Source organism: Clostridium tagluense (assembly GCF_003865095.1).
Lineage (GTDB): Bacteria > Bacillota > Clostridia > Clostridiales > Clostridiaceae > Clostridium_AD > Clostridium_AD tagluense.
Genome location: NZ_BHYK01000020.1, coordinates 1 through 26,082, shown reverse-complemented (window position 1 = coordinate 26,082; position 26,082 = coordinate 1). Strand labels below are relative to the sequence as shown.

27 protein-coding genes and 4 pseudogenes are annotated in these 26,082 nt (G+C 31.3%); 22 read left to right on the top strand and 9 right to left on the bottom strand.

Features of this window, described 5'->3' with window-relative positions:
• Window positions 1-356: 356 nt before the first annotated feature.
• From Ctaglu_RS16255 to Ctaglu_RS16225, 8 genes are all read left to right on the top strand, one after another.
• Window positions 357-629, top strand: a complete 273-nt coding sequence (locus Ctaglu_RS16255; RefSeq protein WP_125003583.1) for a hypothetical protein — start codon at window positions 357-359, stop codon at window positions 627-629.
• A gap of 245 nt (window positions 630-874) precedes the next feature.
• Window positions 875-1,078, top strand: coding sequence for a CsbD family protein (locus tag Ctaglu_RS16250; RefSeq protein ID WP_125003581.1), 204 nt, complete (start codon window positions 875-877; stop codon window positions 1,076-1,078).
• A gap of 230 nt (window positions 1,079-1,308) precedes the next feature.
• A complete protein-coding gene (locus Ctaglu_RS16245) occupies window positions 1,309-1,461 on the top strand; it encodes a lmo0937 family membrane protein (protein ID WP_125003579.1) in 153 nt (50 codons plus the stop codon).
• 193 nt (window positions 1,462-1,654) lie between these two features.
• Entirely contained in the window at window positions 1,655-2,305 is a 651-nt protein-coding gene (locus Ctaglu_RS16240; RefSeq protein WP_125003577.1) for a cobalamin B12-binding domain-containing protein, read from the top strand.
• Complete coding sequence (locus Ctaglu_RS16235) at window positions 2,284-3,360, top strand: uroporphyrinogen decarboxylase family protein (RefSeq protein ID WP_307720502.1); 1,077 nt, start codon at window positions 2,284-2,286, stop codon at window positions 3,358-3,360. The genes Ctaglu_RS16240 and Ctaglu_RS16235 overlap by 22 nt, the downstream gene beginning before the upstream one ends.
• A 2-nt stretch (window positions 3,361-3,362) precedes the next feature.
• Entirely contained in the window at window positions 3,363-3,983 is a 621-nt protein-coding gene (locus tag Ctaglu_RS16230) for a uroporphyrinogen decarboxylase family protein (RefSeq protein ID WP_233439821.1), read from the top strand.
• Window positions 3,937-4,113, top strand: coding sequence for a uroporphyrinogen decarboxylase family protein (locus Ctaglu_RS25970; protein WP_233439819.1), 177 nt, complete (start codon window positions 3,937-3,939; stop codon window positions 4,111-4,113). The genes Ctaglu_RS16230 and Ctaglu_RS25970 overlap by 47 nt, the downstream gene beginning before the upstream one ends.
• A 44-nt stretch (window positions 4,114-4,157) precedes the next feature.
• A complete protein-coding gene (locus Ctaglu_RS16225; RefSeq protein ID WP_125003573.1) occupies window positions 4,158-4,319 on the top strand; it encodes a GTP-binding protein in 162 nt (53 codons plus the stop codon).
• A gap of 462 nt (window positions 4,320-4,781) precedes the next feature.
• Here Ctaglu_RS16225 and Ctaglu_RS16220 read toward each other — a convergent pair whose 3' ends face one another.
• Complete coding sequence (locus tag Ctaglu_RS16220) at window positions 4,782-5,348, bottom strand: DUF4256 domain-containing protein (RefSeq protein ID WP_125003572.1); 567 nt, start codon at window positions 5,346-5,348, stop codon at window positions 4,782-4,784.
• Window positions 5,349-5,539: 191 nt separating this feature from the next.
• On the opposite strand from Ctaglu_RS16220, the pseudogene Ctaglu_RS16215 reads away from it, so the two are divergent.
• A pseudogene (locus Ctaglu_RS16215) lies at window positions 5,540-5,797 on the top strand (TetR/AcrR family transcriptional regulator); the annotation flags it as partial.
• Between the two features lie 60 nt (window positions 5,798-5,857).
• Window positions 5,858-8,142, top strand: a pseudogene (gene ppsA / locus Ctaglu_RS16210) (phosphoenolpyruvate synthase); the annotation flags it as partial.
• Between the two features lie 64 nt (window positions 8,143-8,206).
• Here ppsA and Ctaglu_RS16205 read toward each other — a convergent pair.
• On the bottom strand, window positions 8,207-8,392 hold the full coding sequence (locus Ctaglu_RS16205) for an FmdB family zinc ribbon protein (protein WP_125003568.1): 186 nt from the start codon (window positions 8,390-8,392) through the stop codon (window positions 8,207-8,209).
• A gap of 176 nt (window positions 8,393-8,568) precedes the next feature.
• On the opposite strand from Ctaglu_RS16205, the gene Ctaglu_RS25265 reads away from it, so the two are divergent.
• Window positions 8,569-8,706, top strand: a complete 138-nt coding sequence (locus Ctaglu_RS25265; protein WP_164948328.1) for a hypothetical protein — start codon at window positions 8,569-8,571, stop codon at window positions 8,704-8,706.
• Between the two features lie 454 nt (window positions 8,707-9,160).
• Here Ctaglu_RS25265 and Ctaglu_RS16200 read toward each other — a convergent pair whose 3' ends face one another.
• Entirely contained in the window at window positions 9,161-9,904 is a 744-nt protein-coding gene (locus Ctaglu_RS16200) for an NADPH-dependent oxidoreductase (RefSeq protein WP_125003566.1), read from the bottom strand.
• 118 nt (window positions 9,905-10,022) lie between these two features.
• Window positions 10,023-11,603: a putative bifunctional diguanylate cyclase/phosphodiesterase gene (locus Ctaglu_RS16195; RefSeq protein WP_125003564.1), complete on the bottom strand. Its 1,581-nt coding sequence runs from the start codon at window positions 11,601-11,603 to the stop codon at window positions 10,023-10,025.
• 241 nt (window positions 11,604-11,844) lie between these two features.
• Here Ctaglu_RS16195 and Ctaglu_RS16190 point away from each other — a divergent pair, with 241 nt between their 5' ends.
• Window positions 11,845-12,048, top strand: a complete 204-nt coding sequence (locus Ctaglu_RS16190) for a hypothetical protein (protein WP_125003562.1) — start codon at window positions 11,845-11,847, stop codon at window positions 12,046-12,048.
• A 184-nt stretch (window positions 12,049-12,232) separates the two neighbouring features.
• Here the strand turns inward: Ctaglu_RS16190 and Ctaglu_RS16185 are convergent, their stop codons facing one another.
• Window positions 12,233-14,041 (bottom strand): heme NO-binding domain-containing protein, encoded by a 1,809-nt coding sequence (locus Ctaglu_RS16185; protein WP_125003560.1) that lies wholly within the window; start codon window positions 14,039-14,041, stop codon window positions 12,233-12,235.
• Window positions 14,042-14,364: 323 nt separating this feature from the next.
• Between Ctaglu_RS16185 and Ctaglu_RS25965 the strand changes: the two are divergent.
• Window positions 14,365-14,624, top strand: a pseudogene (locus tag Ctaglu_RS25965) (ABC transporter ATP-binding protein); the annotation flags it as partial.
• Window positions 14,625-14,648: 24 nt separating this feature from the next.
• Here the strand turns inward: Ctaglu_RS25965 and Ctaglu_RS16175 are convergent.
• A complete protein-coding gene (locus tag Ctaglu_RS16175; RefSeq protein ID WP_125003558.1) occupies window positions 14,649-15,860 on the bottom strand; it encodes a GNAT family N-acetyltransferase in 1,212 nt (403 codons plus the stop codon).
• Window positions 15,861-16,318: 458 nt separating this feature from the next.
• Between Ctaglu_RS16175 and Ctaglu_RS16170 the strand changes: the two genes are divergently transcribed.
• From Ctaglu_RS16170 to Ctaglu_RS16150, 5 genes are all read left to right on the top strand, one after another.
• Complete coding sequence (locus Ctaglu_RS16170; protein WP_125003556.1) at window positions 16,319-18,058, top strand: ABC-F family ATP-binding cassette domain-containing protein; 1,740 nt, start codon at window positions 16,319-16,321, stop codon at window positions 18,056-18,058.
• Between the two features lie 244 nt (window positions 18,059-18,302).
• Complete coding sequence (locus Ctaglu_RS26220; protein WP_125003554.1) at window positions 18,303-18,458, top strand: DUF3990 domain-containing protein; 156 nt, start codon at window positions 18,303-18,305, stop codon at window positions 18,456-18,458.
• Window positions 18,459-18,567: 109 nt separating this feature from the next.
• Entirely contained in the window at window positions 18,568-20,523 is a 1,956-nt protein-coding gene (locus tag Ctaglu_RS16160) for an SEC-C metal-binding domain-containing protein (protein ID WP_125003552.1), read from the top strand.
• Between the two features lie 291 nt (window positions 20,524-20,814).
• Window positions 20,815-21,408, top strand: a complete 594-nt coding sequence (gene rpsD / locus Ctaglu_RS16155; protein WP_125003550.1) for a 30S ribosomal protein S4 — start codon at window positions 20,815-20,817, stop codon at window positions 21,406-21,408.
• A 40-nt stretch (window positions 21,409-21,448) separates the two neighbouring features.
• Window positions 21,449-22,075: a hypothetical protein gene (locus tag Ctaglu_RS16150; protein WP_207669486.1), complete on the top strand. Its 627-nt coding sequence runs from the start codon at window positions 21,449-21,451 to the stop codon at window positions 22,073-22,075.
• Window positions 22,076-22,541: 466 nt separating this feature from the next.
• Here Ctaglu_RS16150 and Ctaglu_RS16145 read toward each other — a convergent pair whose 3' ends face one another.
• The 3 genes and pseudogenes from Ctaglu_RS16145 to Ctaglu_RS16135 form a co-directional block, all read right to left on the bottom strand.
• Complete coding sequence (locus tag Ctaglu_RS16145) at window positions 22,542-23,201, bottom strand: ABC-2 transporter permease (RefSeq protein WP_125003546.1); 660 nt, start codon at window positions 23,199-23,201, stop codon at window positions 22,542-22,544.
• Window positions 23,201-24,060: pseudogene (locus Ctaglu_RS26610) on the bottom strand (ABC transporter ATP-binding protein). The gene Ctaglu_RS16145 and the pseudogene Ctaglu_RS26610 overlap by 1 nt, the downstream one beginning before the upstream one ends.
• Window positions 24,057-24,437 carry a GntR family transcriptional regulator gene (locus Ctaglu_RS16135; RefSeq protein ID WP_125003544.1) on the bottom strand — a complete coding sequence of 127 codons (381 nt, stop codon included), beginning with the start codon at window positions 24,435-24,437 and terminating at the stop codon, window positions 24,057-24,059. Before Ctaglu_RS16135 ends, Ctaglu_RS26610 begins: the two are co-directional and overlap by 4 nt.
• 193 nt (window positions 24,438-24,630) lie before the next feature.
• Between Ctaglu_RS16135 and Ctaglu_RS16130 the strand changes: the two genes are divergently transcribed.
• The 4 genes from Ctaglu_RS16130 (at window position 24,631) to Ctaglu_RS16115 (ending at window position 25,870) form a co-directional block, all read left to right on the top strand.
• Window positions 24,631-24,843 carry a DUF6788 family protein gene (locus Ctaglu_RS16130; RefSeq protein WP_207669485.1) on the top strand — a complete coding sequence of 71 codons (213 nt, stop codon included), beginning with the start codon at window positions 24,631-24,633 and terminating at the stop codon, window positions 24,841-24,843.
• 82 nt (window positions 24,844-24,925) lie between these two features.
• Window positions 24,926-25,432, top strand: a complete 507-nt coding sequence (locus Ctaglu_RS16125; RefSeq protein WP_164948310.1) for a DUF3990 domain-containing protein — start codon at window positions 24,926-24,928, stop codon at window positions 25,430-25,432.
• Complete coding sequence (locus tag Ctaglu_RS16120) at window positions 25,419-25,655, top strand: hypothetical protein (RefSeq protein ID WP_125003538.1); 237 nt, start codon at window positions 25,419-25,421, stop codon at window positions 25,653-25,655. Before Ctaglu_RS16125 ends, Ctaglu_RS16120 begins: the two co-directional genes overlap by 14 nt.
• 11 nt (window positions 25,656-25,666) lie before the next feature.
• Window positions 25,667-25,870, top strand: a complete 204-nt coding sequence (locus Ctaglu_RS16115; protein ID WP_125003536.1) for a DUF3791 domain-containing protein — start codon at window positions 25,667-25,669, stop codon at window positions 25,868-25,870.
• Window positions 25,871-26,082: the final 212 nt, after the last annotated feature.

The window sequence follows — 26,082 nt, the reverse complement described above, 5'->3', positions numbered from 1 at the left end:
TATGATGCATTTGAACTTTTAAAGAAAAGCGGGGGAAACTACCTATAGACAGTTTGGAATTTATAGATACAATACATTTAGATGAAAAAATGTTGAAAGTGGACTAAGGATAACTGCGACTTGTGTTGCAGTTATCCTCTTTTCGTTTAGACGTATGATAAGTTTTGTGTGAAAGCAAGTCTTTTTTCTTTTAGGTAGTGAGGCTACTTTTATTACGATTTAAATAAGGCGGATACAAATTATTTACCTCATTGTAATGCAGTAGCTTTTAATAATTTTGTATCTATAGAATATATTAATTTCCTTATGTACGGAACAAAGCGTGAAGGAAATGAACAAGATATGATAAAGAACATGTGCATGATGATTTTGGTTTTAAAAAGTTACTTAATACATTTGTTGTAAGCGTTGCTTGTGATGAAATTACAACAAGAGGCTGGGTTGTAAATTTGGAAATCGCAGCATATGAGAAGGTGATATTGATAAAAAATATCAACCCACGTGTAGCAAAAACCACACGTGCCATGAATTCTGCGGTTGAATTAAAAGTAAATATTTCTATTAGCAAGAGAGAACTTTACATTTCTACAGTTGGATACAAATGCTTAAAATTTTCTAAACATTATTAAAAGTTTATAGAATTAAAAATTAGTGAAAAAACTTCATTAAATTGGACAAAGAAATGCCAGTTATAAAATTAAACAATAGGAATAACAACTTATTAGTTTAATTTAATCGAAAAAAATGTCGAAAATTGTTGAAAAACTGAGGGATATGTGGTATAATATAATTAGACATTCTAAATTATAGAAAAATTTCATAAATTTGAATATATTTTATATCCATATTAGATAAAATAAAATGGAGGTGTAAGATGTCTAATTTAAATAATAAAGTTGAAAATGTAAAAGATAAGGTTGTAGGAAAGATTAAGGAGACTGCTGGTAAAGCCTCAGATAGCAAAGCGATGGAGCTTAAAGGAAGACTTCAATACCTAAAAGGTGATTTAAAGGAAAAAATTGATAAAACCAAAGATAAGATTGAAGACAAATTTAATGATACATTAAATAAAAAATAAGAGAACATAAGTAACTTTGAACGAAATTTCAAAAGGTGATAATAAATATATAGGATTGATTATCAAATAATAAGGAGTGTGATTGTATGTTAGCATTAATTGGTGGAGTTGTTGTAATAATAATAATACTTAAATTTGTGGGTATTTTTTAGTTAAGAGATTTTTTGGAGAATTAAAAGAAATATTTGCTAATGTAATAGTAAATTAATATAAGAAAGGATGCGTTTTAGATGGGTATTCTAAGTTTTATAGGTGCAATTGTAGTATTCTTTTGGGTTTTAGGATTAGTATTTAGTATTGGCGGCGGTTTGATACATATTTTACTAGTAATAGGTGTAATAGTGTTTATAGTGGATATGATTTCAAAAAAAAGAATTAAATAGGGAATATATATAAATAAGAGCCTTTGGGGGCTCTTTTTATTTCTTTGTAATAAAAAGTCTTGACCTTTTATTATAGTCTTAATATAAAAACAAATAGTAAAAAGGGTACTTATTTTAATTGCCTATAGTTGTTGATTTGATTTTTTTATCGAATACAATTATAGTCAATAATTATATGATCGGAGGAGTTTTGATGAACAAAGAACTTTTATTTAAAGAAATTATTACTCAATTAGTCGAAATGGAAGAAGCAAAGGTAGTAGAGTTATGTAAAAAATCCTTGGAACTAAACATACCTGCTTATGAAACCGTAATATCCGCACTTATACCTGGTATGAATGAGGTAGGTAGGCTTTATGAAGAGGAAGAATATTTTCTGCCAGAGGTTTTAATGTGCTCTGATGCATTTAACTCTGGACTTGAGCTTGTAAAACCTTTCATTGATAAAAGTTCAATGGGAAAAGCGATTAAGATAGTTATCGGTGTAATAGAGGGAGACACTCATGATATTGGTAAAAACCTTGTAAAAATTATGATGGAAGCATCAGGATTTGAGGTTTATGATCTAGGAAGAGATGTTAAACTGGAAAGCTTTATTGAAAAGGCTGAAGAGGTAAATAGCGATATCATCTGTATGTCAACTTTAATGACCACTACAATGGATGGAATGAAAACAGTTACAGACAGATTGAAAGAAAGAAACATTAGGGAAAAATATAAAATAATGATAGGTGGAGGACCAATCTCCTCGCGTTATGCAGAAATGATAGGTGCAGATTTATATACAAATGATGCAAACGAAGCAGTTAGAAAAGCAAAAGAATTAGTAGGGGTGGGAGCATAGCGAAGTTTAGAGAAGATATATTAACTCCAAAGGAAAGACTAGGAGCATTTCTAACTGGAAAACCTTTAGATAGAATGTTATGTATGCCCATAGTGACTGCAAATACAGCGCATCTTATTGGTAAAACAGTTAAGGAGCATCAAGAAAACGGAGAAGTGATGGCAAGATCACATATTGCAGCTTTTAATAGATTCAGGTACGATTTGGTATATTTATTTACAAACTGTTCCTATGTGGCGGAAGCTATGGGAGCACCACTTCAATATTCAGAAGATGAGCCAGCAAATTGTGAGGTTCCAATTATTAACTCTAAAGAGGATTTAGATAAAATTCACGTTGCAGAAAAGAACGATGGAAAGTTTCCAGTTTATTATGAAGCACTCGATATTTTAAATAAGGAAATTGCAGACCAAGTATTTTTATCAGTATGTTTTTCAGGCCCAGTTTCCACAGCAGCAACTTTAAGAGGCGTAGAGGACTTTGCAAGAGACACCTATGCAAATCCTGAACTTTGTCATTCGCTACTAAGGATGTCAACGGATAGTTGTAAGAATCTTATCAGAGAAATTATCGCACATGGTGCAATTCCAATTATATTAGAACCAATTGCATCAGGAAGCTTGTTTAGTGCAAAAATGTTTAAACAATTTGCGTTTCCATACATTAAAGAATTGATAGACCTTTCTCATGAACTAGGATCTGCAGTACCTCTTCATATATGTGGGAAAACTCATAAAATAGTTGATTTAATGACTGATACTGGGTCGGATATTATCAGCATAGATAAATGTGATTTGGGCATTGCAAGAGAAAAAGTAGCTGGGAGAGCAGTTATACTTGGAAATATTGATCCAGCAGATGAATTATTGTTTGGGGCTAAGGAAAGTATTTTTGATATATGTAGACAATCAATCGAAACAATGAAGGGGTATACTCCAGGTTTTATTCTTGCAACAGGCTGTGAAACATCAAATAAAGTTCCTTTTGAAAACATACAATACATGATGGATGCAGTAAGAACTTATGGCGTATATGAATATAATGAAGGTGTGTAATTTTGAATGAAAAAGAAAGATTATTAAGGATACTCAAGGGAAAAGACGTTGATAGAACACCTGTGATTTGTCCTGGTGGAATGATGAGTGCTTGCACCACTGAAATATTAGAGGACATAGAAGGTAATCATAATTTAGATTATAAGACTATGGCAAGGGCTTCTAGAAAAATTTATACTGGGACAGGTTTTGAAAATTATGGAGTTCCCTTTGCAATGATAGCTGAAGCAGAGCCAATAGGTGCTAAGGTGCAAATAGGAAATAAACTAATAGAAGAAAGAGTAATAGAGTACAATAGTAGTCCTTTGGAACAGATAATGAAAGATTACTCTGTAATACCTAAAAATGAAAATAGAATGAATGTAGTTCTAAATGCAATTGGTGAATTAAAAAATAGTAGTGTGCCGGTTATAGGTAATATAATGGGGCATATTAGCACTGCTACCTCTGCAGTAGATCCATTAGTGATTTTAAAGATGCTAAGAAAAGACCCGGAAAGAGTCTATAGTTTCTTTAAATTTATTAACAATTATCTTATGGAGTATGCAAGGGAAATCACTGCTAAAGGGAAGACTTATGGGAAATGTAAGTACACAGCTTCTCCATACTGGAGAAAAAGATAAGATAATTTCCATAACTAAAAATTGCATTGATTCAGGTGTGGACATAGTTTCACCAGTATGTGGCCTTAGCATGGCAACATCCATAGATAATCTAAAAACTATGACAGATTACGTAAAGAGAGGAATATAAGTTCAATGGTTAGTGTAAAATAAGCTTTTAATTGAGGTGAAAAAATGATAAAAATAGATGTAGTTTCAGGATTTCTTGGATCAGGAAAAACAACTTTAATAAAAAGCTTATTAAAAGCCTATGAAAATGAAAAAGTTGTATTGATTGAAAATGAATTTGGTGATATTGGTATTGATGGAGACATAGTTGAAAGAGAAGGTTTCTAGCCAGGGAGGAAAACTGCTGAAATATATTTAATTCAGTGGTTTTTTCGTCGTTAATATTGAAGCTTGTGAGATGATGTATATAGAATGTCCATTAGAAAAAGCTTGAAAATATGATATTTTAAAAAAATATTAAAAGAATTTAGAAATATATGTTACCTATTGGTTATGCTGAGCCAAAAGATTTTAAAAAGGTTAGAAAGACTTTAGAAGAAATAGTCGTTTACTTATAAGACTAAAGCAAATATTCCCATTGGCCTGTGCTACTTTTTTCTTTAGTTATTAAACTATAAAATTAAAAGCCATAAGCTATATATGTCGTGAACCATAATCTCACGACATTTGTTATTCCCTTATAACTACCTTATCCCCTAATTGCAACTTTATTTTAAATTAAGGGTTTAGAAAAGATTTGTCTTTGTAACGTGCAACAAGGAGCACTATACTTCGTTGTTTGTACAAAATTTAGACCCTGAGTGAGCCACGAACTCCCCTGGATCCATAGTAAGATTCCACACCATTATGATACACGAAGACATTGCCGTAGCGGAAATCAGCAAATATGGCACCACCGAGTTTTCTAATCTCAGAAGGTGTTTTTAACCAGCTCGATGTTTTCGTATCGAAATTTCCAAGTTTCTGCAGCTCTCGATATTGTTCTTCCGTTAAAAGCTCGATAGCCATAGCATCCGTCATATCAATAGCGCTATTTTTTGGTTTATTTTCTTTCCTTGACTCTAGCGCTTCGTGGTCGTAACAAACACTTCTGCGGCCTTTAGGACTTTCCGCTGAACAATCATAAAAAATGTATTCGCCCGTCTTATTATCATGACCAACAACATCTGGTTCACCGTCAGTTCTTTCCATTTCATTGAGTGACCACAGCCGTTCAGTATTAGCCACCAACTTTGCTTCTACTTTAGCCCATTCAATACCCATATGGCGGTTCGTGTTTTTTTCAAAACGGGATTTCAATGCTCTGAGTAGTTCTTCACGTTGTACTGGTGACAACTCCTTTTTTTCATTTTCCATAATGAACCTCCTCGGAATTAAGTCTTTATACTATATGTTGTCTCTCTACAATACTATTATACAACATAAAAAATGTTATAATGTGTACCTTCATTTTATTTAAGGTTAATAAGTTTTCACAAGACAAATAAATAGTCATTAAGTCTTAATTAAGAAAAAATGAGTCGCAATATTAGTAATAAAAAGGCCAATTGAAGAAGTTTTTAAGTTTACCCATAGAGAAACAAAACATGATTATAGATGCTGCTCTTAGAACTTTTGGCGCTAATGGCTATAAAAAGGCATCCATAAGCGATATTGCCGTTGCTGGGGGAATCTCAAAGGCTATGGTATTTCATTATTTTGGAACAAAAAAAGCATTATACCTATATTTGATTAATTTATGTGGCGGTACTATGATGAAGGAAGTTAATGAAAATTTTGATAACATGATTGAAGAATTTAATGAATGCTTGGATATGCTTAAAAGTAACTTTTACAGAGAAGAATATTTGTAGGGCATGTAAGGTATTGAAGGAATCACTATTCCAAAGGATATAGATGAAGGGATAACAGCATTTATTAAAAAGTTTGGTGAAAAGAACGCCTATGCTGTTCGTTCAAGTGCTACTGCTGAAGATTTACCTCTGGCCTCCTTTGCAGGGCAGCAGGATACCTATTTAAATATTATAGGAAAAGATGATATTCTTCACCACGTGAGCAAGTGCTGGGCATCACTTTTTACAGATAGAGCAGTGATTTATCGTATTCAGAATAACTTTGACCATCGCAGGGTATATCTTTCAGTGGTTATCCAAAAGATGGTTTTCCCAGTGGCTTCAGGAATTATGTTTACTGCAGATCCTATAAGTGGCAACAGTAAGGTCACCTTTATAGATGCAAGCTTTGGCCTTGGGGAAGCACTAGTGTCCGGCCTTGTGAATGCGGATATCTATAAAGCGAAGGCAGGCAAAATTATAGATAAAAAGATATCTACTAAGAAGGTAGCCATTTATGGCATTCCTAAGGGAGGGACTGAGCAGAGAGAGAGATTGATGCGGATTAGCAGAATGATCAAACACTGACAGACCAGCAGATTTTACAGCTTGAACAAATAGGCAGGAAAATAGAAAAGTATTTTCGCCGCCCACAGGATATAGAGTGGTGCTTGTATGAAAATAAGATTTACATTGTCCAAAGTCGTCCTATTACTACTTTATACCCTGCACCAATCGTAGCGGATGATAAAACTCATGTATTCTTTTCCTTTGGCCACCGCCAGATGATGACAGAGGCAATGTCTCCATTAAGCATGACTTTCTTTGCGGTTTTATTTAAGATGATGGTAGATACACCAATGTACTATGCAGGTGGAAGAATATATGTGGATTCATCAAATGAATTACGATCACCTATTATGAGGAAGTCCTTTGTTAAAGGGATGAAATCCGTAGATGTTCTTATGCAGAATGCATTTTACAATGTTTTAAAACGTGATGATATTATGAAAAATCTTTATAAATCGAAAAAGGCAATGGTTCCAGTAAAACTCATTTCCTACTGGCTTATTAAAACTATAGAATACTACAGGAAAAATGATCCATCTATTCCAGAATACTTTATGTCAAGAAGCAGAGCTATGATGTCGGATTTAGAGCAGCAGTCACAGAAGATTTCAGGTAATGAGCTTTTTGATTTTATTGAGAAGAGCATGGCTCGAGTAAAGGACAATATGATGGATACCTACGGAGTTGTTTTTTCGGGAGCTTATGCAACTAGCTGGATTAATAAGAAGCTTGAAAAATGGCTAGGGGAAAAAAATCTAGCGGATACTCTTGCACAGTCTGTATCTAATAATGTTACCTCAGAAATGGGACTTGAGCTTTTGGATGTATCAGATGTAGTAAGAAAGTATCCAGAGGTAATTAAATATTTAGAGCATCCTAAGGATGAAACCTTTTTTGAGGACCTTGTAAAACTTCCAGGAGGAATTGAAGCACGTGATGCAATAAGAGAATTTCTGAAGAAATACGGCATGCGCTGCTCTGCGGAAATAGACATAAGCAGGACTAGATGGAATGAAAGACCAACAATATTGGTTCCACTGATCCTTGGTAATATTAAGGTTTATCCTTCTAATGCTCATGAAACTAAATTTGAGCAGGGACTAAGGGAAGCTAAAGAGAAGGAGCAGGATATTTTAAGTAGGCTTCAAAAGCTTTCAGGTGGCAGAGCAAAAGCTAAAAAGGCGAAGAGAGCTATCAGTGTTCTTCGTAATTATGCAGGTTACCGTGAGTTCAACAAGTATACCTTAATCTGGTACGAGTGGGTTATTAAGAAAGTTATTATGAAAGAGGCTGAAAGGTTAGTATTACAGGGGCTTATAAAGGAACCAGGTGATATATTCTATCTTGAATATGAAGAATTGAGAGAGGTTATTAAAGCCAACAAATTGGATTACAGTATTATACAGAAAAGAAAAGAAGACTATGAGATTTACGAGAAGCTTACACCTCCTCGTGTAATTACATCCGATGGAGAAATTATATCCAGTCAATACGACATAAGCAAGATCCCAGAAGGTGCTTTGGCAGGGGTACCTGTATCAGCAGGCATAATTGAAGGCAGAGCAAGGATAATACTAATAATCGAAGATGCAAATATCGAGGAAGGGGATATTTTGGTTACTACTTTTACTGATCCTAGCTGGACACCGGTATTTGTAAGTATCAAGGGACTTGTCACAGAAGTTGGGGGAATGATGACTCATGGGGCAGTTGTCGCAAGAGAATACGGACTTCCAGCGGTAGTAAGTCCGTCCATTCTTTACTAATTTAGATATATCATTAGGCGTAGTATTTTGATAAACATGTCTTATACTATTTTCTTGTATTGTTATATGAACCTGGGAAATTTAAGCTAACTGCTACTGACTTAAAAACCCTACTAACCTTACTGCCGCATATTTTACACGTTTCTAATGGTTTATCATTTATAGATGCTTCAACATCGAATCCAACGATATTTTTGCAATCCTCATTTGTGCATTTATATGAATATGTCACATTATTCCTCCTCCACTATTCTTTTTATTGAAGATAGCATTCTCTTTTAATTTATTTAATTCAATCCTTATTCTTCATCAGCTTTTAATGCTTTATAATTATATCACAATATTTTAGGTTATAAATATACAATTTGTGATAGTAGTGTAAATACCCAAACAGAGGAGGCATAAAACATGACACAATCCAGCCATAATAATGCTAATAATTTTAGTATGATAACTAAACTTGCTACTTTTTTGCCGATTATGAAAGGTTTTGATAGCATAGTCCATGTCGAAAAGGGAAGTTATTATACATTCTTTCAAGATTAAGCTTGGTTATATTTTTAAAATAATTATAGGGAACGTATAGAGATTAGAAAAATTAGGGATATGGATGACTTATTAAATACTGCTGTAAGTTGGGTTATTCAACATAAAGATCGTTAAAAAAGAAGATACACTATTGCATCTTCTTTTTTAACAAAAATTTTCTTTATAGATACAGTGTTATTCATAATAATAATAATAATAATACACTAAAATAGAATCTTTAAATAATGTAGACCGTACAAAAATTTTGGGAAAATTCCCTGGGTAATGTTAAAATGCTTATAACAATCTAATTAGTCTTAACTATAAAAAACAGGCCTACTGCACCTATTAGTAAATAACTTAACTAAATTCTAGTTAAATTTAACAATATATTTATTAAATTTAACTAGAATTATAATTTTCTATTATTGATTCAATAGTATTATTAGGCACTGTTTTTGATCCTTACTTTTTATTTATCGTTTTTAAATCCTTGAGTCTTAATTGAAGCATATACTTTTGGAAAGTAAACAGATTTATATATATTTGAAGTTAGTATGCTCCAATTTCCTTCTTGAGCTTCTCTACCAATTTCTTTTAAATAAGCCGCCATTTCTATGTCATATTTATCAATGGCAGGCTTTAATATTTCAGTATTATATTTTTCATTATGTTTGAAAGTTTCAAAAGGCATTCTTGGTTTTTGCTTTGAATTATCCGAAGGATAACCTAATGCAAGCCCCGCAACAGGGTAAGTGTATTTTGGTAATTCTAATAATTCAATTACTTCATCAGGACTCTGTCTAATTCCTCCAATGGGAACAATTCCTATGCCCAAAGATTCAGCAGCTATGATAGTACCTCCCATAGCGATTCCAGCATCAAAGCTACCAGCAAGAGTTCCTTCCATGCTTTCATGAATTACTTGTGGATTACCTGTTTTTTCACCAGCTAAATTTGTTTTGTAGAAATCCATAACGAAAATTAAAAATACTGAAGAGTCATCAATCCATTTTTGGTCTCCAGCTAAATGGGCCAATTTCTTTTTCTTCTCTTTATCTCTAACTACAACTATAGAAGTTTGCTGAGCATTTATAGAACTTGGCATGGCTTGAGCAGATTTAAGAATTTGGTCTAAAACCTCTTCCGATATATCTTTATCTAAATAAGATCTTATAGATCTATGATCTTGAATTAATTTTATTGTTTCGTTCATTTTATACATCCCCTTAGTTTAAATTGCTAGCTATTAGTTGCTAGTTTTCATTTTCGATTAATAAAAGTTATCCTTAGATAAGATTATATTCCTAATGTTTTTAAAAAGCAATCTTTTATTAATTTGCTTGAGATGTAGCTATTACAGGAGCTTTGAAAAATTTTTCAATCTCCTCTGGCTTAACGGGTTTACTAAATATATATCCTTGAATCTCAATGTTACCATATTTTTTTAAAAGATTTAATTGTTCTATGGTTTCAACACCTTCAATTATAATATTTAAATTTAAAATCTTACCTATTGAAATAATAGCAGCTACAATTTGTGTGTTATTGAAGTTTAAATGAATATCGTCAACAAATGACTTATCAATTTTTAATGTATCTACGAATAAAGATTTTAATTCAGAAAATGATGAATAACCGGTACCAAAATCATCTAATGAAATCCTTATTCCTAAATCCTTTAATTGCTTAAAAACAACCTTAGATTCTTGTACATTTTCCATGGATACGCTCTCAGTTAGTTCTAATTTTAAATACTTTGGATTAAGCTCAGTTTGGCTTAGAATATTTTTAACCATATCTACAAATTCTGGTTGCTTAATTTGATTGCCAGAAACATTAACAGAAATATAAATATGTTCGAATCCGTTTTCTTGCCATAACTTATTTTGTTTGCAAGCTTCTTCTAAACACCATTTGCCTATATCTATAATTAAGTTTGTACTTTCGGCTATTGGAATAAATATAGCAGGTGAAATCATTCCTAATACAGGACTATTCCATCGTAACAATGCTTCAGTAGCAGTAATTTTATTGGTTTCAGCATTTACAATAGGTTGATATACTAAAAACAGTTCATTTCTTTTTAAAGCATTATACAATTCGTGTTCTATTTGAAATTTTTCATTTAAGTTGTTTAACATTTTTTCATTAAATATTTCAAATTTACTTTTTTTATTTTTTTTACATTCGTACATGGCAATATCCGCATGCTTTAAAAGGGTTTCTATATCCTTTCCATGTTGGGGGAATATCGCTATACCTATGCTACTTTTTATATTGAAATAATTATTTAAAAGATTAAAAGGCTCATCAAATAGTTTAATTGTCCTTTGTGTAATAGAAATTATATCTTCAATATAATTAACGCCTTTAATAATAATCATAAATTCATCTCCACCAAGTCGTACAATAACCTCATCATTTGTTAGCATTAATAATATTCTATTTGCAATAGATTTTAATAACTCATCACCTATATGATGGCCCATAGTATCATTAATTGTTTTAAATCTGTCAATATCTAAAAACATTACTCCAATTTTTTCATCTAAGTTCTTTACGTTTGATATATACTTATTTAGCAACTTATATCCATATCTCCTGTTATATATTTGGGTTAAATCATCATATAGTGATTGTTGCTCTAATTCGTTATTAATCACTTCTAATTTAGCTCTTATAATTCCTGCTATTAGCGAAAATATGCCTAAAAATATTGGGGCTGTATCAATCATTAATAGTAATTTATTATTTATATGTATAAATAATAAATTGGCTATTGTTAAATTGAGATTGTTTGTTATAAGCTCAAAAATAATAGCAGAAATAGGGAATAAAAATCCAAATATAATTCCAAAAGCTAAGTATTGGCATACAATAATTTTTTTCGAATATTCTAGTTTGGTTTTCATAGTGTAGTCTCCTTTAATTTATGTCTATTCAAATATCTAGTTGTTACTGCAAATACTAACTTTATAAGGAGGTGTTGTCTCTATTAAAAACAAATCTGCAAGTTATATATATATTCGTAATTTTCAGTACTTTCTGAATGCTTTTGTTAGATATTTAATTTTTTCTCGGAAATATAGATTTTTTTACATATTTAGGTAATTTTGAGGTGATGAAAAAAGTTGGCAATGCATTTAACGTGTCATGAATTCACAACCTTCTGGCAATGATGCTGAGCTGTTATTTGTAGGTCTGCATATAGAGGGGTTTTCTGTGGAGGGAATGAGGGTATTTATAAAAGATGATAAAATTAATGTAGAGTATAGTGGGAATTCATATGATGTTACGTTATCAGTAAGGAAAACAATGAAAAATACATTAAAGATATATGCTGAGACAAAGTACTAACTAAGAAACCAGCAAAAAATAAGAAGAGAGCACCAATTTAGAGGCCATAAAGCGCAGCATAAGGTGCTCAAGGGTTATTTGGTAAATAATATATAAGTATAAACTAAAAAATTATTATAATTAACAAAGGAATTCGAATAAATTCCTTTGTTAATTATTTTTCAATTGATTTGTAACTATTATTTTAGATATTATATTTACCGATATCCTTACCAAATTGTTCAGAAAGCTTTTGGAATTGGGTTATATCATTTATAAGTTTTTTAAGTTGATCCGTATAACTAACAACATTAGAACTTACTTCCTCCGAAGCTGCGGTATTTTCTTCAGCAATAGCCACTAATGATTCAACCTTACTATAAACATTAGAGATTTCATGGGTTTCTTCCCCAAGTTTTTTAGAGGTTTCCACCATCTTTTCAGCAACTGTTTTAATCTTGTCATTTGCATCACTACTATAGTTAACTGCAATATTCAATTTAACATTTTCTTCTTTTAGTATATCAAATTGTTTTTCTATATCCCATACAACATTATCAACTTCACCTATAAATTCACCTAGGCTTGCAGTAATATTATCAACTGCATTCTGTGATTGTTCTGCAAGCTTTCTAACTTCATCAGCTACAACTGAAAAACCCTTTCCAGCCTCCCCTGCTCTTGCTGCCTCAATAGATGCATTTAATGCAAGTAAATTAGTTTGTCCTGCTATTGATGAGACTAAGGATACTATTTCAGTAATTCCATTTGCTCTATTTTGAAGTTCTACGCTATTATTTTTAACGTTTCCAAAGCTAACAAGCATATCATTTAATTTATCAGAAGTAGTCTTAGTGTTTTTATAACTTTCTTCAATTTTAATAACAGCAGATTCAAGTTCTTTTTTATTTTCATTTTCGCTATATGCAACATTTTTAATAGATTCAACACTTCTATTAAGCATATAAACCGAACTTTCAATTTCATCAGTTTGAAGAATTGCTGCTGATGCCACCTGTTCTACAATATGAGCGATTTCATCCGATGTACTATTCATTTTAACTGCTATAGCATTTACATCTCTACTAAAGGTAGTAATTTCGTCGGATATGCTTCTAAAACCTACGAAGTCAGTTGTAACTATTTCCTTATGTTCTCGAATAAGCTCATAAAGTTTTTCATAGGAATCACCGGTAACAATACTCAATTTATTAACAAAATCATTCTCCTTAAGTTTCTTGACATCACTTATTATTATGTTTATTGGCCTATTAAGCAAGTAATTTGCTGTAAATGTTGATAAAAATATACTTAAAATACTTAAAATATAGGTATATACAATTGAATCCTTTACTACAAAATATACTCCGGAAATTAGAATTGCTGAAATAAATGAAGAAAGAATCGAAACTTTAACTCCAACATCTCTTATAAAACCAAGGCTCATTAATTTGTTAATCCTATATATTTTTTTTATTTGTATATCATGTTCAAACACAAGACTTAATTTCAGTTCAGTGCTGGATCTGGAAATTTCTTTAATGACAATCTTCTCTTTAAAATGGATACTAGCTCCTTCAATCATACCTTGAAAATAATCAAACATACCACGTTTTGAACTATAACTAAATATAGCTTCTCTTCTTGAAATTGGTTCAAGATTTAGTATTGGAGGTTTTGATCCAGGAATCATTCTTATGACATTAATATGTATATCATACATTGACTTTAAAAAGGTGTAAAGCCTCTCATGTTTAAAAAACGAAGGATAATCAATTGTAAATGTTTTAATATTATCAATACCTATTATTCTCCACAATTCATGAACCTTAAGATGGTTATTTTTAGCAATCTCACTAATTATCTTATTTATAATACTGTCATCAACATTTTCAAGTGGCAAAAACTTTCTATCCTTTTGAAGTCCAGCTCCAATTAAAGCATTATCTACACATTCTATTCCATATAATCGTGTACATGTCCTTATCCACGTATTAATAACCGTACCTTTCATAATGCACCTCCATCTATAATATAGTTATAACGTTGCAAACTAAATGATAGAAGTGGAATCACTACTCTATCTTAATTTGCCATTTTTCGTATTTTGAAGTGGTAATTTTGTTGCACAATAAAATTAATAAGTATTTTTTAAACGTACTATTGACTTTAATTGGGTGAAATAAGGATATTGTTTGATTATAGTCCTTATTTCGCTCAATTACTACATAAATTGCAACAAAATCAACAGTGCAGGAGATTTACAATACAATGGAAGAAGCTAAGAAGTAATTGATATTGTACATCTTATGGATTAGGTTGTGTTCATAGTTCTGTATTGATTCTTCACTAGAAAAGTACCAACAAAGTTTAGACGCATTTGATGCAATTAATCGAGATGATTTCGAAAACAACATTAATAAAAGCCTAAATTATTCAAGCTTATTCAAGTAATTAATTCGCGCATTGGAATAATGTTAATTATTACGCACAACAGATATCTATTGAATCATTGTGTTAACAAAATTCTGCACCTTGAAAACATGGAACTCCAAGAGTTTGATGGAAGATATATTGATTATAACTTCTCATATATTTTATATTGGAGAGATAACAGGCGGTTAAAAGTAATCTGAGAAATAAGGGGTTTGTTGTTCAATGGAGTCCTCAAGCATATCAACGATTTCCGGACTGCATGAAAGGCGTCCAATCTTATGAAGATAATCAGGGCGCTTATATCCAAGCAACATGGTTGTCATGGTTTGGATATCGATCCGTGAGCTACAGCGCTCTCCCGTGCGTATTACCTCGCCCTTTCCATTGGGGTGGATACGTAGGGTGAAGGTGCCTTGGTTACATGAGAGAAGTGGATCGTCAAGCGTAAACATCCATACACGCTCTTGGTTGTCAGGCTTGAAGGGATAGAGTTTAATAAACTGCTCTAAATCCACAATGCGAGCCATGTAATAAGGGGAAATGGTTTCCTTAATGTCGGCATCCTCCAACAGAAAGGCCAACGGCTCATCCGTATGGATATTTCCTATAACCTTTGAAATCATGGAAAAATGTGCGCTGATAAAATTCCATAGTCCACTGCGAGCTTCTTCATTGATGAAAATCATATCTTTAATATGAAACACTTCATCTGCAATCCAGTAAAGGACATACCCATCCGGCTCTTTATTTTCATTATAATAAATTGCAGCAGTCAGGTCGTCATAATCCCAGCGCCAATATTCGTTCCAAGCTAAATCATTGCGCAGCATAGCCCCATGGCTTTGATTGGCAAAACGCTCATAAGTCGCTTTCACATCATCGCTGTCTGTATCGACACGTTCAACCTCACCCGAAACCTGTTTGTTTTTGGGCAGCTGATAATCATTCACTTCAAATGTTATTTTATCTGAAATGATTTCCCATCCTTTCCTCCTATAATAAGGAATAGAATAAGGATACAGATAGGAAATAGACTGTTTTCTTTCACGCATATTCGTAAGTGCCTGAAGTAACAGTTTATGCATCAATCCCTGACTAGAGTATTCGGGAAAAGTGCCTACCCCGGTAAGTCCACCCATATCATAAGTTCTATTGAATATTCTCACTTGAAATGGATATACAGCCACTTGGGACACTAGTTTTTCTCCATCAAACCACCCTAGAACATCGGCCTGTTCCAGCACCGGAGATTTGGCATGAACCATATCCTTTTCTTCCCAACCTATCCGGTATAATTCATCATTGGTCACTTGAAAAACATACCGAAGTAATTGATTGTATTGCTCCAGATGGTCTAAAGTGACCTTTTTCATTTTTAGTCGTTTTTCTCGACTCATAAAAATCGCCTCCATAATATTTGGGTCTTCCATATTATATCTTTCAAATCAAATTGGCTGTTCTTATTTTTTTGTTAAAGAATCATAAATATATTGTACCATTTAATACCATAAAATAACAATTGATATGTTATAAAATATGTTTGATTCAATTTCTATTATCCCATTCAATTCTGTATTTGAGTCAAGTAGAATATTAAAGTTATCAAAATTGCCAAAGCTTTCTATTTGTTATAGCATGTAACTCCAACTTATAGAAGTGGGAGACTTTCCTTCTGAAATGGCGTTAATATGAAATGATTGAACTTAGTCGTAAAAAATGTTATGCTATCAAGGGTAAACTTAGTAGAATGTCTTTGCTACATAAAAATCAAGTGTAAAATTGCAATTGAGAACAAAATATATTGAAGAGCTTATTCTTATAGGCTCTTTTTTAGTGATAAAGAGAGGTAATAAAAATGATAAAAGTTGATAATTTGTCCTACTCATTTCCGCAAAAGGATCTATATAATAACATTTCATTTACATTAGAAGCTGGAGATCATTGTGCTTTTATAGGAACAAATGGCAGCGGAAAAAGTACACTGATAGATATAATTATGGATCCAGAAAAATATATGTTCGATGGTGAGCTCGAGATACAGCCAAATTGTAGAATTGGGTACGTAAGTCAATTCTCACAACAGGGCGAAACAAAAGAGATTACAGTTTTCGAATATATAGGGGAAGAATTTATTAAACTACAAAATGAAATAACATCTATTTGCAGTGAAATGGAAACATCGACTGATATTGATTCACTACTAGAAAAGTATCAACAAACTTTAGACGCATTTGATGCAATTAATGGGGATGATTTCGAAAACAAAATTAATAAAAGCCTAAATCTTGCAAACTTAATTAAGTATAAAGATTTAATGATATCTGAGCTTAGTGGTGGCGAATTCAAGCTTATTCAAGTAATTAAGGAAATGCTAAATAGTCCAGATTTAATGATTATGGATGAACCCGATGTGTTTTTAGACTTTGAAAACCTTAATGCACTTAAAAATCTAATTAATTCGCACAAAGGAATAATGTTAATTATTACGCACAATAGATATATATTGAATCATTGTTTTAACAAAATTTTGCACCTTGAAAACATGGAACTCCAAGAGTTTGCTGGAAGCTATATTGATTATAACTTCTCATTACTTCAAACTAAAATTGAAATGCAAGAACTAGCTATTGATGATAATGAAGAACTTGAGCGAAATGAAAAGTTAATAAAAAAACTAAGATTTCAAGCAACTGAGTATGATCAATCTTCTAAAGGCAAATCTCTAAATGCTAGAGTTAAAATTCAAGAAAGATTAGAAAAACGTAGAATTAAATCACCATTTGTAGATATTAAAGAGCCCAATATCAGTTTAGTTACAGATAATGAAATAGTCGAAACCATTGCTTTAAAAGTTAATGATTACAGTGTTAGCTTTGATGATATGCTTCTAGAAAATGTTAACTTTGAGATTAAATCTACTGATAAAGTAGCCATTGTGGGTCCAAATGGTACAGGTAAAACCACAATGCTTCAAGAAATCTTTAAAAATAATCATGATGCAATTGAGATAAATCAGCAAGTTGAAGTGGCTTATTTATCTCAACTTCAAGGCAAAACAGTAAATGAGTCTAATACCATACTTGAAGAGTTCTTCGGTGTTGGTTTTAAAACTTGTGATGAGATTAAATCATATATTTCAAACTATGGTTTTGAAGAAGAAGCCATTAATCAAAAGATAGGGTCTTTATCTGGTGGAGAAAAAAATATGCTTCAATTGGCTAAAGTTTCTGCTAGTCAAGCAAACATGTTGCTTCTTGATGAACCCACAAGTCATTTAGACACCTATTCACAAATAGCACTGGAAAAAGCCATAGAAAACTATAAAGGTGCCATTTTAATGATTTCTCATGATTTCTATTCTATAGTAAACTGTATGGATTTTGTTTTAATCATTGAAGATAAGACAATTAGAAAAATGAGTATGCGAAAATTTAGAAAGATGATTTATGCTAATCATTTTGGCGTAGACTATTTAGAAATTGAACAAAAGAAAAAATTAGTTGAAACAAAAATAGAATTAGCTTTAAAAGATACTGATTTTACGCTTGCAAAAGTTTTATCCCAGGAGTTGGAAGAGCTAATTAAGTTACTCTAAATCCTAAATACTGTAAGGTGCCTGTCGCTTTGAAAAAAATGGGAAATTTGCATTTAAGCCTAAAGTAAATTATAGATAAAAAAAGCACTACTGCACTTAGGGGGAGCCAAGTGCAGTAGTGTTTTTAATTGTTAACCATTTAAAAAGATTGGTATTTAAATTATAGACTATTTTCGAGATTTATATTCAATGTGGTATTTATATTTATTCCTTAGCCTTAACTGAAACTCCCACACATAAATGAATGTGTAAGGGGCCTGTCGCCTTTCAAAAAATGGAAATGTCTAAATGCAGACCCTACAAAGATTTTGGGAAAGGATTCTACTGTACAACAATAAAGAGCCAAGCTGAAATGTCCTTAAGAATTTATTTTCAAATGAAATTGTGTATGGTAAAATAAATATATAATTTAGAAAGGGTGTTTATAACAAGTTTATAAATTTAAAAAAGTTAGGGCATAATTCATAACAGCTATTAAATTTAAGAAAAAGAAATGGAGAAGATAAGATTTGAAAGGTAAATGTTATTATTGCAATGAGGAATTATCAGAAAGAACCGTTAAAAGACATGTTAAAGGTTGTAAAGATAGAAAAGAAAAGATAAAAGAAGCAATGGAGAGTTCTAAAAAAACTAAGAGTCAATATGTTTTATCTATAGTCCCACAGTATGGAGCAAAAGAGTATTGTTTATATATAGCTATAGATATAAATTCAACTTTAAAGAATTTGGATAGTTTTTTAAGAGATATTTGGTTAGAATGTTGTGGACACTTAAGTAGTTTCATTATAGATGATGTAAATTATGATTCTTCAGTGGAGGAAGATTCTGATTTTTTTTTCAATGACGAAACAATGGATTTCAAATTGAGACAGGTAATTTCTGTAGGTGATAAATTTAGATATGACTATGATTTCGGTTCTACTACTAAATTAAAACTTGAAGTTATTGATGAGTATTTAACAGGGGAAAAACATAGTGAAATAGAAATATTAGCTAGAAATGAAGAAATACAAAATTTTTGTGCAAATTGCAATAAAAAGGCAGAGTATTTTGATTATGAAGAAGAAAAATTTTTTTGTGCAGATTGCATAGATGAAGATAATGATGTGGTAGATGTACCTGAATATACAAATTCGCCTAGAGATGGAGTTTGTGGATATGAAGGAGGCAGAGATACAGAAAAAAAGTACTTGCCAGGAAATAATTTTAAGTTTAAAAAAGCTAAAACAAAAGGGCAGAAGAATATAGTTCCATTTATAGAGGATGATGACTTTGATACATATAATGATGAAGAAAATTTTGATTATATTTTACATAGCATAATGAATAATATAGATTTAGAAATTGAAAATAAAGCAAATGCAATGTTTAGTAGAATAAAAAGAGGTAAGTTTACACAGGATTTAAGAGAATTATTAGAATGTAATACCAAAACTGAATTATTAAAAATAACATCTATGCTAAATACTACAAAGGTATCTAAGCTTAATAAAGGGCAATTAGTAAAAAGACTTTTAGATGTATATGAAGAGAAAATAACGCAGGCGCTATATTTAATTGATAGTGAAAGGTTTGAATTTTTAAAAAATATAGCTGATAAACATGGGTATATATCTTTTGAAGATCATAATTTTACATCAAACCCAGATTATTTTTTAGAATGCGGATTTGTATTTGTAGCTATGAAAGAAGATGGTGTATATTTAATCATGCCAAATGAAACAATAAATGCCATAAAATCCTTAGATAATGAGGAGTATAGAAAAAAACTCGCTAAAAATACAGAACTAGTAAAGCTATTCTGTGGAATGACCTATAACTATGGCGTAGTGCTTATAAATGATTTTAAAAGCATGCTTAATAATTATGTTGACTATTCTTTAGGTGAAACTGATTTTTACGGAATAATTGTAAGTGGTTCATATTATTATGCTGGGTATAAATTACAAGGTAATATAGCCTATAGTATAATGGTGCCACTAGAAGATGTTGTCAATATTATAAATACAAGAGAGAAGATTTCAAGTGATAGTGATTTTTGTATTATAAAAAAGGATGAACTACTTGAATCTGCCAATGAAGGATATTTAATTGAAAATAAAATAAGCATGAGATTCAAAAGGCATTTAAAGAATAATTGGAAAATAGAAGATTCACAGATTGAAATGATTATAGTTAATTTATATTCTGATATTCAAGAAAATGAAAAAGAAGAAGTAATAGAAAATATCCTAGATACACTTAGAGAAGCAAGCGAAAATGACCTTCAAAAATTATTAGTAGAAATAAACAGTTTTATAAATAATACTAGACTTTGGAGATTAAAAGGATATACTTTAAATGAATTAAATTCAGGAGATAATAATACTTCTACTCCTAAGATAGGAAGAAATGACGCTTGTATATGTGGAAGTGGTAAAAAATATAAAAAGTGTTGTGGATCTAAGGTTATTCAGCTATTTTAATGAGAGAGCTGTTACCAGGTTTACGGTTCAGTAGAATGAAATATGATGAATTTAACCCTCCATAGATAAATACTATGGAGGGTTTTGTCTAGTAATAAATTATGTGTTTTTATTGTCGTAATGTTCATATGATGTGGTGCGTAATCTATTAAGAATAATACTCTTAACTTGTAGATAAGAACAAAATTGAAAAGATAATGAAAATCATTTGCAATTGATAAAATATATGATATAATGAATTTAATATAAATGCATTATCGCGGCAAAATAATATATTTTATGGAGGAGTTTATGGCAAAGATAAGAACACCAAGGTTTAAATTAAGCAGAAGATTAGGCGTAAATATTTACGGACATCCAAAAGCAATGAATAGAGCTACAAAAGAAAGCAGTAGAGGTGGTAAGCAGTTATCAAATTATGGTATTCAGCTTATAGAAAAACAAAAGCTGAAATCCTATTATGGTGTGCTTGAAAAGCAATTTTCAAGATATATAAATAGAGCAATGAAAAGCAAGGAAATAACAGGGGATGCTTTAGTTAAATATTTAGAGTGCAGACTAGATAATATAGTATATAGAATAGGATTTGCAAGCTCTATACGTCAGGCAAGGCAAATGGTTAATCATGGTCATATAACGGTAAATGGTAAAAAGGTAAATATTCCATCTTTTGAAGTTAAGATTTCCGACAATATTGTATTAAAAGAGAAATACAGAAAAAATGAAATATTTACAGAAAGTTTTTTAGAGCTTAAAACATTTACCTTACCTTATATCGAAAAGGATTATGAAAATTTTGCTGGAAAACTTATAAGAATGCCTGAAAAAAATGAAATCCCAATAGATGTAAATGAAGTTTTAGTAATAGAGTTTTATTCAAGATAATATAATGTACAAATATAATAACTCATACTATTGGGAAGGTTTGATATTTGAAAAGCGTAACCTCTGGAAAAATTTATTCTTAGATTTGCCTATGAAAAAAAATTCTATATTTATAAATACCACACTTATTAATTATAGTAAAGATATATTAGATAGTAACTGGGCTTCTTACAATGACATAAAAGCCATTTTGGGGTTTTTGCAATATATATATATTCCTACTGGGTTTTTCTTTGTATTAAATGATTTGCAGGAAGTTTACGTGACCCTGGGAACTTCTGAGGTAATTCTTGAAGAATTTAATGATCAATTTGATGAAAATATTCATATTAAGATTATGGATAAGTTTGTTACAGAACTAAATACATATTGGGAATTAAATGAAGAAGAGTGTAAAATCAAATTGAAAAATTTTTGCCGTGAATTCAATGCCTATTGGAAAATGTATGATGAAGAATTATGTATAAATTTGTTTTATAGTGTAAATGAAATAGAAAAATATATTTTTGAAGCAGATATTTCACAGTTTACAGAGGTTGTAGAAGAAGAAATTGGGATAAGTAGAAAAGAATTTCATGGAAAATTTAGTGATATTTATGAAAATCAGTTTATGGCCCATATTTTTCTGAATTTTTTAAATGATAGCGTTGGATATATTGAATATTAAAGATGCATAAACAAATAATCACTATAGTAACTTAGATTTTAAGCTGCTATAGTGATTATTTTATATCTCTAATCTTTATATTTATGATAAATTATGGTAGATCATAGTTATGACAATAGAAAAATAGTAAATTTACTGTGTGGCGTTTTTACTTGTGATGAATTAGGAAAATATACTGAGTTAAAAATGGGTAGGATATTGAGATATTCCAATGTTTTTTATATAGTAGATTGATAGCCGTGGTGCCAGACACCTTAGAGGAATTAGAAGTTTACTGATAATCTCTGCTACTAATTTGGTAGGCTATATATAAGTTTAAGTTGATTTTTACAGTAATGTTTTATTTTTTTTGGTTATCTTTAAAGTGCTTATAAGTCAAATACACAAAGGGAAACAGCACACATAATATTACTACTGGTGCTTTCAAAGCTTGCATAGATATCTCTCCTTTCTCAAAACAAATAAGTTATATCAATTCTTTTTTCAAGTAAATTTTTATAGATACTTTCATAGAAATAAAGAGAATAGCAATTATAGCCACAATCGGTATCAGATACTGGACAAACATAGGCATTGCAGAAAATCTCGTAAAATCGAGTTTGATATTGGCTTTTATTAATAAAGTCAATGAAAATGGCGATCCCATGATTAATATCATGAAGAAATACTTTGTTTTTTCAAAGCCCAATTTATATTGCAGCGGTGTGTATACGCCAAATAAGATTACTGAAATCAGCAGAGCAATAAGGTAGCTGAATGGAGTAAGATATTCAATTTTGGCAAATAGCAGTGCGAGTAAGTTGTATGCCACACAGCAATAAGCAAAGATCAATAGAAGAAAAGCATATCTTGCTTTTACAAGAGCACTGCGAGAATATGGCGTAGAACATAGCAGAGCTTCCGCTTTAGGGTATTTCATTTCTGCCATCAAAACATATTGATACAACATAAACACCGCAAAAATTACGGATAACACAAAAGCAATAAGCCCCAAAAATTGGGATACTTGTGTCAAGTGGGAGGCTTGTATCATTATAAGAAGGGGTATAGCAAATGGTAAAATCACGAAAAGTGGTAAATATTTTTTTACAAGTAAGAAGTCTTTTTTAACAAGATGTAACAGCATTATTTTTCACCTCCTTCCACATAGCCCAGCATAATATCTTCTATGCTAGGTCTTTCAACCAAAATGTCTTTTATGCTTTCTTGAACTTGAGATAACTTATTTGTGATACCCATAAATCCAAATCCTGTTTCTTGAATATTTAAGAATAGTTTTCTGGTTTCAACAGTCAAGTCCTTGCTATCACCTTTTACTAATCGATGGGTATCCATCAATGTATCCTTTTCTTCCTCGAACAAGATTTTGCCATTGTTAATAAGAATAATCATATCTGCAATTTTATCAAGATCTGAAGTGATGTGCGTTGAAAAGAAAACACTTTTGCCACCTTGTTTCATATAATCTGTCAAGATATTCATGAATTGGTTTCGAATTAAGGGATCGAGTCCACTTGTAGGTTCGTCCATAATAAGCAAGTCTGCCTCATGGGACAGTGCCAAAGTCAATGCGAACTTCATACGCATACCTTTTGAAAGTGTTGAAATCTTCTGGCGTGGATTAAGTGAAAAACCTTCCATATAGGCTTTGTAATCTCGTTCATTCCACCTGGAATATGCGGTGCAATAATGCTTTTCATTTCTTTCATGGTTAATTCATCATAAAAGCAGCCATCATCCAGCACAACTCCAATACGGTTTTTTAACTCAGACTCGTGCGTATCCATATCCTTTCCAAAGAATTTGATAGTACCAGCATTTCTCATTACGAGACCAAGAATGCTCCGTATAGTGGTTGTTTTACCTGCACCGTTAATACCTATAAAACCTGTAATACAATCTTCCTGTAAAGAAAAACTAAGATCAGAAAGAGCAAATTTCTCATAAGATTTATTTAATCCTGATACTTCTAATACATTGCTCATTGTTCATCCTCCTCATATAAAATATTCATCATTTCATTTAATTCCTCTTTTGAAATTTTTAACGTCTTTGCTGTTTGAATTAAGTCCTGCATTTTTTGTTCAACAATGCGCCGTTTAGAGTCACGAAGTAGTTCTAATTTACCAGCAGAAATAAAAGTGCCAATGCCCACCTGACTTGTAATAAAGCCCTCTTGCTCTAATTCATTGTAGACACGGCGAATAGTAAGAACGCTTACTTTCAAATCAGTGGCAAAATTTCTGATAGATGGAAGTGGATCACCCTCAGACATCTCACCTTTAAAAATAATATCTTTTAGTTGGTCTTTTATTTGTTGGTATAGGGGTATATTAGATATATTTGAAATTAAAATCTTCATATTACATTATCACCTTCTTAAGTGTATAGTGTGTCATGTAACTAGCAGAGTAAATTTACTTTACTACAGGTTCTAGTCCAACAAAGGGAACTAATTAATTTCAGAGGAAATCGTTGCTTAAGGAAGAATTTTTTTTACTGGATGTGTTATAATATTATAAGTTAGGCGACCCATGGTAAGGTATTATGAAATAATGGAGAGTGTTGTATACGAAGAACAAAAGAGAAATGCGGAAATGATTGAGACTTATACGAAAGAGTTAGAAGGTCTGACAAAAGGAAACTTAAGCATTAAAAAAATAGGCAATAATGAATATTATTATTTGAAATATCGAAATGATAAAAAGATTATAACCGATTATATAGACAAAGACAAAGAAAAGATAACAAAAATGAAGAACAAGTAAAAAGGAGAAAGCATTATAAAAATATGCTATCTGCACTTATGAAAGAGAAGAAAATAATCTCAAAGATATTGGAGGGATTACAGTGAATATCTATCACGGCAGTGATGCTGTTGTGGAAAGACCAGAAATTTTACAAAGTAATCGTCTGCTTGATTTTGGCATAGGCTTTTATACTACAAGCAATAAAGAACAAGCGAATCGCTGGGCGGAAAAAGTCAGTTTAAGAAACAATACAGGTAAAAAATTTTTATCAGTATATAACCTTGATATAGAAAAAGCAAGAAAGCAACTTAATATAATAGAATTTATATCTGCTGATGAAAAATGGCTGGATTTTATCACTGTAAATCGCAGAGGAATAGAAATTCTAAAAGAATATGATGTTGTAATCGGCCCTGTTGCTGACGATAATGTATATTTGACTGTAAAACTTTTTGAAACTGGTGTATTGGATAAAGAAGAAGCCTTAAAACGATTGAAAGTAGAGAAACTTTTTAATCAGATACTATTTCATACGGAGAAATCATTGGGATTTTGCGTATTTGACCATTATGAAGATTTAGGAGGGAAAAGTAATGGAGAAAAGTAAATTTGACGTTGTGTTTCCCATCATATGTTCTGCTCTTGTAGAAAAAATTATGGCTGAATTAAATTTATCAGATAAGGATGGTGTTATAAATCTTTATTCTTCTCATCTGTATGAAACCTTGGAGCAAGAAGAAACAAAGGTTTGGCAGTACAGCACGGAAAAATTATTTGAACTTTTCTTAGAAGAAAGAAATAGCGGAAATATAACATTTCCGCAGGTGTGAGGTGATAAGTCATGGATAGAACTATTGATTTCACAGTATTTTGTCTTGAAAGCTATAAGCAGGCCCATTATATGACCGGTAAAGCTGCACTCAAAGTTTTTAATGACTACAATGTGTTCGGCTATATCAAATCATTTTATGATGTGCTTCACTCCACAGGACAGGACTATATTGTGGAAGATATTGATATATATATTAGCTCAAGAAGAAACTGATGCTATAATTACAGCGACCCAGGAGATGATTTAACACTCTTATAAAGCTCTAAAAAATCTCAACTTTAAAAATTTATTTTAAAGTGGGCGTGTAAATAATTTTGTGTATTCTCTCTCTTAGGCAAAAAATTGATTTTTAAGTTTTTGTAAAAAAATGTTAATTAAAGTCGATGAATACTTTTAATTCATCATCCTTATATAGTATATTATTC

Coding starts and splice junctions, on each gene's coding strand:
- Ctaglu_RS16145 (WP_125003546.1), bottom strand. CDS start 23,201: ATGCTGTTACATCTTGTTAAAAAAGACTTCTTACTTGTAAAAAAATAT.
- Ctaglu_RS16195 (WP_125003564.1), bottom strand. CDS start 11,603: ATGAAAACCAAACTAGAATATTCGAAAAAAATTATTGTATGCCAATAC.
- Ctaglu_RS16240 (WP_125003577.1), top strand. CDS start 1,655: ATGAACAAAGAACTTTTATTTAAAGAAATTATTACTCAATTAGTCGAA.
- Ctaglu_RS16190 (WP_125003562.1), top strand. CDS start 11,845: ATGAATTCACAACCTTCTGGCAATGATGCTGAGCTGTTATTTGTAGGT.
- Ctaglu_RS16200 (WP_125003566.1), bottom strand. CDS start 9,904: ATGAACGAAACAATAAAATTAATTCAAGATCATAGATCTATAAGATCT.
- Ctaglu_RS16225 (WP_125003573.1), top strand. CDS start 4,158: ATGATAAAAATAGATGTAGTTTCAGGATTTCTTGGATCAGGAAAAACA.
- Ctaglu_RS16185 (WP_125003560.1), bottom strand. CDS start 14,041: ATGAAAGGTACGGTTATTAATACGTGGATAAGGACATGTACACGATTA.
- Ctaglu_RS16115 (WP_125003536.1), top strand. CDS start 25,667: ATGGATAGAACTATTGATTTCACAGTATTTTGTCTTGAAAGCTATAAG.
- Ctaglu_RS25970 (WP_233439819.1), top strand. CDS start 3,937: ATGGGAAATGTAAGTACACAGCTTCTCCATACTGGAGAAAAAGATAAG.
- Ctaglu_RS16250 (WP_125003581.1), top strand. CDS start 875: ATGTCTAATTTAAATAATAAAGTTGAAAATGTAAAAGATAAGGTTGTA.
- Ctaglu_RS16135 (WP_125003544.1), bottom strand. CDS start 24,437: ATGAAGATTTTAATTTCAAATATATCTAATATACCCCTATACCAACAA.
- Ctaglu_RS16120 (WP_125003538.1), top strand. CDS start 25,419: ATGGAGAAAAGTAAATTTGACGTTGTGTTTCCCATCATATGTTCTGCT.
- Ctaglu_RS16175 (WP_125003558.1), bottom strand. CDS start 15,860: ATGAGTCGAGAAAAACGACTAAAAATGAAAAAGGTCACTTTAGACCAT.
- Ctaglu_RS16245 (WP_125003579.1), top strand. CDS start 1,309: ATGGGTATTCTAAGTTTTATAGGTGCAATTGTAGTATTCTTTTGGGTT.
- rpsD (WP_125003550.1), top strand. CDS start 20,815: ATGGCAAAGATAAGAACACCAAGGTTTAAATTAAGCAGAAGATTAGGC.
- Ctaglu_RS16170 (WP_125003556.1), top strand. CDS start 16,319: ATGATAAAAGTTGATAATTTGTCCTACTCATTTCCGCAAAAGGATCTA.
- Ctaglu_RS26220 (WP_125003554.1), top strand. CDS start 18,303: ATGTGTAAGGGGCCTGTCGCCTTTCAAAAAATGGAAATGTCTAAATGC.
- Ctaglu_RS16130 (WP_207669485.1), top strand. CDS start 24,631: ATGGAGAGTGTTGTATACGAAGAACAAAAGAGAAATGCGGAAATGATT.
- Ctaglu_RS25265 (WP_164948328.1), top strand. CDS start 8,569: ATGACACAATCCAGCCATAATAATGCTAATAATTTTAGTATGATAACT.
- Ctaglu_RS16220 (WP_125003572.1), bottom strand. CDS start 5,348: ATGGAAAATGAAAAAAAGGAGTTGTCACCAGTACAACGTGAAGAACTA.